5 protein-coding genes and 1 riboswitch are annotated in these 7,105 nt (G+C 70.8%); of the genes, 1 reads left to right on the plus strand and 4 read right to left on the minus strand.

Annotated features, from left to right (window positions below):
• Positions 1-96: 96 nt before the first annotated feature.
• Together groL and thrC are read right to left on the minus strand one after the other, a co-directional pair.
• Entirely contained in the window at positions 97-1,719 is a 1,623-nt protein-coding gene (gene groL / locus AC08OV_RS21065) for a chaperonin GroEL (protein ID WP_476614976.1), read from the minus strand.
• Between the two features lie 355 nt (positions 1,720-2,074).
• Positions 2,075-3,352, minus strand: coding sequence for a threonine synthase (gene thrC / locus AC08OV_RS21070; RefSeq protein WP_476614975.1), 1,278 nt, complete (start codon positions 3,350-3,352; stop codon positions 2,075-2,077).
• Between the two features lie 8 nt (positions 3,353-3,360).
• Positions 3,361-3,477, minus strand: a riboswitch (SAM riboswitch).
• Positions 3,478-3,684: 207 nt separating this feature from the next.
• Here thrC and AC08OV_RS21075 point away from each other — a divergent pair.
• Positions 3,685-4,482, plus strand: a complete 798-nt coding sequence (locus AC08OV_RS21075; RefSeq protein WP_476614974.1) for an HAD family hydrolase — start codon at positions 3,685-3,687, stop codon at positions 4,480-4,482.
• Between the two features lie 63 nt (positions 4,483-4,545).
• Here the strand turns inward: AC08OV_RS21075 and AC08OV_RS21080 are convergent, their stop codons facing one another.
• Together AC08OV_RS21080 and otsB are read right to left on the minus strand one after the other, a co-directional pair.
• Positions 4,546-6,087 (minus strand): alpha,alpha-trehalose-phosphate synthase (UDP-forming), encoded by a 1,542-nt coding sequence (locus AC08OV_RS21080; protein WP_476614978.1) that lies wholly within the window; start codon positions 6,085-6,087, stop codon positions 4,546-4,548.
• A 200-nt stretch (positions 6,088-6,287) separates the two neighbouring features.
• On the minus strand, positions 6,288-7,105 hold an 818-nt coding region (gene otsB, locus AC08OV_RS21085; protein ID WP_476620173.1), incomplete at its 5' end, for a trehalose-phosphatase.

Below are 7,105 nucleotides of genomic sequence, written 5' to 3' on the forward strand. Positions count from 1 at the left end.
TGTGATGCACGGGCGAACGCACGAGGGCGGCCCCGGGAGAACCGGAGCCGCCCTCGGCCAGACGGTGGTGCAGGGTACAGCAGGTGACGAATTGGACTAGAAGTCCATGTCGCCGCCGCCGCCCGGGACTGCCGGGGCCGGGTTCTTCTCCGGCTTGTCAGCGATGACGGCCTCGGTGGTGAGGAACAGGCCGGCGATCGACGCGGCGTTCTGCAGGGCGGAGCGGGTGACCTTGGCCGGGTCGATGATGCCGGTGCCGATCAGGTCGACGTACTCGCCGGTGGCCGCGTTCAGGCCGTGGCCGGTCGGCAGGTTGCGGACCTTCTCGACCACGACGCCGCCCTCGAGACCGCTGTTGAAGGCGATCTGCTTGATGGGCGCCTCGAGCGCGAGCCGGACGATGTTGGCACCGGTCGCCTCGTCGCCGGACAGGTCCAGCTTCTCGAAGGCGGTGATCGACGCCTGGAGCAGCGCGACGCCACCACCGGCGACGATGCCCTCCTCGACGGCGGCCTTCGCGTTGGACACCGCGTCCTCGATGCGGTGCTTCTTCTCCTTGAGCTCGACCTCGGTGGCCGCGCCGACCTTGATGACGGCGACGCCGCCAGCCAGCTTCGCGAGCCGCTCCTGGAGCTTCTCGCGGTCGTAGTCCGAGTCCGACTTCTCGATCTCGTTGCGGATCTGGCTGACCCGACCGGCGATCTGGTCGGTGTCGCCGGCACCCTCGACGACGGTCGTCTCGTCCTTGGTGACAACGATCTTCCGGGCACGGCCGAGCAGGTCGAGCGAGGTGCTCTCGAGCTTGAGGCCGACGTCCTCGGAGATGACCTGACCACCGGTCAGGATGGCGATGTCGCCCAGGATCGCCTTGCGGCGGTCACCGAAGCCGGGGGCCTTCACCGCGACGCTCTTGAAGGTGCCGCGGATCTTGTTGACGACCAGGGTGGCCAGCGCCTCGCCCTCGACATCCTCGGCGATGATCGCCAGCGGCTTGCCGGTCTGCATGACCTTCTCCAGTAGCGGGAGCAGGTCCTTGACCGCGGAGATCTTGCTGTTGACGATCAGGATGTACGGGTCGTCCAGGACGGCTTCCTGACGGTCCGCGTCCGTGACGAAGTACGGCGAGATGTAGCCCTTGTCGAAGCGCATACCCTCGGTGAGCTCGAGCTCGAGGCCGAAGGTGTTGCTCTCCTCGACGGTGACGACGCCTTCCTTGCCGACCTTGTCCAGCGCCTCGGCGATGAGGCCGCCGATGGCCGAGTCACCCGCGGAGATGGACGCCGTGGAGGCGATCTGCTCCTTGGTCTCGACCTCCTTGGCCTGCTTGGACAGCTCCTCGGAGACGCGCTCGACCGCGACCTCGATGCCCTTCTTCAGCCCGAGGGGGTTGGCGCCGGCGGCCACGTTGCGCAGACCCTCGCGCACCAGGGCCTGGGCCAGGATGGTGGCGGTGGTGGTGCCGTCACCCGCGACGTCGTTGGTCTTCTTCGCGACTTCCTTGACGAGTTCCGCGCCGATCTTCTCGTACGGGTCCTCGAGCTCGATCTCCTTGGCGATGCTCACACCGTCGTTGGTGATCGTGGGTACGCCCCACTTCTTCTCCAGCACGACGTTGCGGCCCTTCGGCCCGAGCGTGACCTTGACCGCATCGGCCAGCTGGTTCATGCCGCGCTCCAGGCCGCGCCGAGCCTCCTCGTCGAAGGCAATGATCTTCGGCATGGTTTCTGGGTCCTCCCAGTGGGATGGCAGGTTCGATGGCCTGGCCCTAACGACGCCCGCGACGGACGGCTCCCGCCTGCTCCGGACCCGGGTGATGCACCTCGGACACAGCGCGGATCGGGCAGCCTCGCCGTTTCAGCCTTGGCACTCCCTAGACGAGAGTGCCAGCTCTTGTTTAGCACTCGGCACGAGTGAGTGCAAGCTGACCCATGGTTCCGCGTGCCCGGCTCCGATCCCCCCCGCGGCGCCTCGCCGTCGTCCGTGGCCCTTCCGTTGGTCCGGCGTGGTCCACGAAGTTCGTCGAATGCGCTGGGCCGGGCTGTGCTGCGCTGGGCCGGGCTGTGCTGCGCCCGAGTCAGTCGTCGCCGAGGCCGGCGGCCTCGAAGGCGCGCAGCGACGGCTTGATCGTCGCGGTCGGTCCGCCCGTCTCGACAAGGGGGTCAAGCGTCTTCAGCCCGTCGCCGGTGTTGTAGAGGATGGTCTCGGCGGCCGGGTCGAGCAGCCCCTCGCGCAGCAGCCTGCGCAGGGTGGCCACGGTGACGCCACCGGCCGTCTCGCCGAAGAGGCCCTCGGTGCGGGCGAGCAGCCGGATCCCGTCGATGATCTCCTCGTCGGTCACGTCCGCGATCGCCCCGCCGGTCCGCCGAGCCACGTCGAGGGCGTAGGGGCCGTCGGCCGGGTTGCCGATCGACAGCGACTTGGCGATTGTGGCGGGCCGGACCGGGGCGACGGTCTCGACGCCCCGGGCGAACGCGGCGGCCACCGGGTTGCAGCCGGCCGCCTGCGCACCGAACACCCTGTACGGCGCCGGCTCGACCAGGCCGAGCCGGCCGAGCTCACCGAAGGCCTTGTCGATCTTTGTCAGCAGCGAGCCGGAGGCGATCGGCACGACGACCTGCTCGGGCAGCCGCCAGCCGAGCTGCTCGGCGACCTCGTAGCCGAGCGTCTTGGACCCCTCGGCGTAGAAGGGGCGGACGTTGACGTTGACGAACGCCCACTCGTACTCCCCGGCCAGCTCGCTGCACAACCGGTTCACGTCGTCGTAGTTGCCCTGGATGGCGACCAGCGTCCCGCCGTACACCCCGGTGGAGACCGTCTTGCCGGCCTCGAGGTCGTGCGGTACGAGCACCACCGAGCGCAGCCCGGCACCGGCCGCATGCGCCGCCACCGACTGCGCGAGGTTGCCCGTCGAGGCGCAGGCGACCGTGGTGAAGCCCAGCTCGCGGGCGGCGGTGAGCGCCACGGAGACGACTCGGTCCTTGAAAGAATGGGTGGGGTTGGCGCTGTCGTCCTTGATATAGAGCGTCTTCATCCCCAGCTCCGCGGCGAGCCGCGGGGCCGGGCGCAGCGGCGTCCAGCCGGCCCCGAGGGAGACCCGCCGCGCCGGGTCATGCCCGGCGGGCAGCAGCCCGACATAACGCCACAGGTTCGCCGGACCGCGTTCGATGGACTCTCGGGTCACTCGAGCCAGCAGGTCCGGGTCGTAGGCGATTTCCAGGGGAGCGAAGCATTCCACGCACACATGCGTAGGGGACAGCGGGTAGGTGGCGCCGCAGTGCCGACAGGACAGCGAGACCGCGGGGTTCGCGACGTCGAGGGCGGGACCGGTGGCGCGCTCGGGCGCGAGTGTCATGAAGAAGCTCCTCATCTTTCCCGGGGCAGTCTGCCACCAGGACGGAATTAGCACCTGCCGCGCACGGGATGCGGGTGGTTGCCGGGGCTTCGCTGGGCCGTTCCCTCTGCCCCTCTGGATGAGCCAGATGAAGTTGTCTGTCCGTACTGTAGACCGTGCGCGGGTGGTCGTGCACCGGTGTTGCCTCTGGTTGTGGACATGATATGGGTCGGTCGGAGGTTTCTCGGTGTGGTCTCACCGGTGCGGGCGGGTCCTGCCCACTCGTACCGGCCGCGCGCGCCCCCATGCCCGGAGATCGACCCGATCACGCCAGAGCCAGGGAGTCTGTAACAGTGAGTATCCGCGTCGTCTATACCGATCTTGACGGCACGATGGTCGGTCCCAAGGGTTGTTTCTTCCGGGCGGAGGGGGGAGCGATCACCCTGGAGCCGGCTCGTGCGCTCGCCGAGCTGCACGGCGCCGGCGTTGCGCTGGTCCTGGTCAGCGGGCGTACCCGTCCGCAGCTTCTCGAGGCCGCGGCGATCTTCGGCGCGGACGGGTTCATCGGGGAGCTCGGCGCGATCGTCGGCTGGAACGAGGGGCGCGACAGCGAGATCCTGCGCGGCGCGATGCCGCCCGACTTCGACCAGGTACCGGAGTACCTGCTCGACTGGATGGTCGAGCGCTACCCCGGGCGGCTGGAGCTGCACACCCCCTGGCACTCCGGCCGGGAGGTCGACGTCATGCTTCGCGGGAAGATCGAGGTGTCGGAGGTCGACGGCTGGCTCGCCGAGACCGGGTTCCCCTGGTTGAGCATGCGCGACAACGGGCTGATCTCGCCGGTCCACATGCCTGATCTCGGAGTGAATCCGCACGTCTACCATCTGGTCCCGGACGGTGTGGGCAAGGGGGACGCGGTCGCCTACGACCTCAAGCGGCGCGGGGTGTCACCGGCCGAGGCGATCGCCATCGGCGATTCCGCCAGCGACCTGGCCATGGCTCCCCATGTCGGGCGGATGCACCTGGTCGCGAACGCGGTGCGGCACCCGGACATCGCCGCCCTGCTGGCGCGGTACGACAACGTCACGGTCGAGGCGGGCCCGGTCGGCGCCGGCTGGGCCAGCGCGGTGCGAGCGGCCGTTGCCGCCTGAACGCGGTCCGCCTGAACGCCGTCCGCGCGTCGACGTTCGGCCCCGGCAGGGCAGACCGGACGGTCACCGGTCGGCGGCGAGGGCGTGCAGCTGGTCGGTGAACCAGAGCTGGGGCGGTAGCCGCCCGGCGACGGCGGCCAGCTCCTCGGCGCGCCGGCGCCGCTCGGGGGCGGGCATCGTCAGGGCGGTGTGCAGGGCCCGCGCGGTCGCCTGGATGTCGAACGGGTTGACGACCAGCGCCGCCGTGCCCATCTCCGCGCAGGCTCCGGCCTCCCGGGAGAGCACGAGGACGGCATCCCTGATCGAGACGATCGGCCCCTCCTTGGCGACGAGGTTCATGCCGTCCCGGATCGGGTTGACGACGAGCACCTCCGCGAGCGAGAGGGCCGCGATCGACCGGGGGTAGTCGTCGGTGATCTCCAGCCGCAGCGGCAGCCAGGTGTCCGTGGCGAACTCGTCCTCGATCTCCGCGGCTAGGCGCTGCACCGCGGCGGTGTATTCCCGGTACTCCGGCAGATCGTGCCGTGACGGGTAGGCGCAGACCAGGTGCATCACCTTGCCGCGCCATTCCGGACGGGTGCGCAGCAGTTCCCGGTAGGCGTCGAGACCACGGACGATGTTCTTGGACAGCTCGGTGCGGTCGACCCGGACGATGAGCCGCCGCCCGCCGGCCAGGTCGACCAGCTCGGCGGCCCGGGCGGCCACGTCGGTGGCGGCGGCCCGGCCGCGCAGCTCGTCCGCGTTGACGCCGAGCGGATGTACCCCGATCCGCACCGTCCGGTGCGGCCCGGCTTCCCGTCCCGGCCCGGCTTCCCGTCCCGGCCCGGCTGTCCCGACGGTCACCGCCCGCCGCTCGATCCGCAGTCCGAGGAGGTCGCGGCAGCATTCCTGGAACGCGTCGGCCCAGGCGTCGGTGAGGAACCCGAGCCGGTCGGCGCCGAGCATGCCGCGCAGGATCTGTTCGCTGACGTCGTCCGGGAGTATCCGGAAGTACTCCGGCGGTGCCCAGGGAGTGTGGCTGAAGTGGGCGATCCGCAGGTCCGCCCGCAGCGCCCGCAGCCGGGCGGCGACCAGGGTCAGGTGGTAGTCCTGGATCAGCACCGAGGCGCCCGGGGCGGCCTCGTGCGCGAGGGCCTGGGCGAACATCTCGTTGTAGGTCTCGTACGCTTCCCAGTCGCGGCGGAACGCCGGGCCGAAGACCGGCTGCGACGCCGGCGCGTAGAGCAGGTGGTGGATGAACCAGAGTGTGCGGTTCGCGACTGCGTTGTAGGCGCGGTCGAAGACGACCTGGTCGACGTCGAGCATCCGGACGGCGGCGCCGCCGGTGTCGTGGCCGGCGAGATCGAGGCGGCCGGCGGGCGCGGAACGCGCTGCCCGGCGATCGGCGTCACTGAGGGCGGCACACACCCACGCCATCGGACCGTCACCGTCGTCGGCCGCCACCCGGCTGAGGCCACTGACGAGGCCGCCGGCGCCCCGCCGGATCCGCAGCTTCCCGTCGTCCCCGACGGCGAACGCCACCGGCCCCCGGTTGGAGGCGACCAGCACCCGCGCGGTGCCAGTCGGCCACAGCCGCGGCAGGGTGTCTTCCTCGGCTCCCGGCATCCGACGCACACTGCGGAGAGTAGGCCATCCGCTCAGCCCTGTACGCCGGTCCATCAAGATCGTCTTGTCTGGCGGTGGAGGCTCACGAATCAGCGACAGATGTCTCACGGAAATGCCCCTGGCTTAGGGATGCGGGTGGGGTGAGCCCCGGGGGCGGGCTGAGCGCGCCCTATGGGGATGAGCGAAGAGGGCGCGAGCGGTCAGCCGCTGAGCCGCTCGACCAGCACCTCCAGCAGGGCGACCATCCCGGCGGGCCCGCCCACGACCAGGTCGGCGCGTTCGCGGATCACGTCCGGGACCTCCGGGCTGTCGCTGCACACGGTGATACCGGGCAGCCCGCCCGCCCGTAGCTCGTCGACGGCCTCGAATGCCGGCAGATCGCCGTAGTCGTCCCCGGCGACCAGCACCGAGCGCGCCTGGCGGGCCGCGATGAGCTCGCGCAGCGCACCGCCCTTGTCGTGCCCGGGCGGACGCAGTTCCAGCACTCGCTTGCCCGGCGCCGCCTCCAGCCCATGGTCTTCAGCGAGGGCCGTCAACGCCGGCGTGAGCGCGGCGAGCGCCGAGTCCGGATCGGCGGTGCGCCGCACGTGTACCACCAGCGCCTGGTGCTTGTCCTCGACGGCGGTGCCGACCGGGGCGTCGCGGAGCAGTTCGGGCAGCGCCGCGCGGACCGCGGCGACCCCGGGCAGCGGCTCGGGACTGCTGATCGCGCGGCTGCCCGAGTCCCAGTGCTGCAGTCCGTACTGGCCAAGGATGATCAGGTTCCCGAAGTCGGGGATCTTCTCCATCCCGGTCAGTTCCAGCAGCGAGTCCACCGGCCGTCCGGTGATGACGGCGAGGGTGCCGACCTCATGGGAGATCCGGCGCAGCGCCTCCATCGCCCCCGGCGCCGGGACGGCGTCCGACGGCCGCGGGACGATCGGCGCGAGGGTGCCGTCGTAGTCGAGGGCGATCAGGGCGCGTTCGGGCGCGGTGAGCAGGGCGGCGAGTCCAGCGCCCCCGGCGGGTGTGCGGGGGG

It is taken from the genome of Frankia sp. CeTa3Moorea (assembly GCF_978021225.1).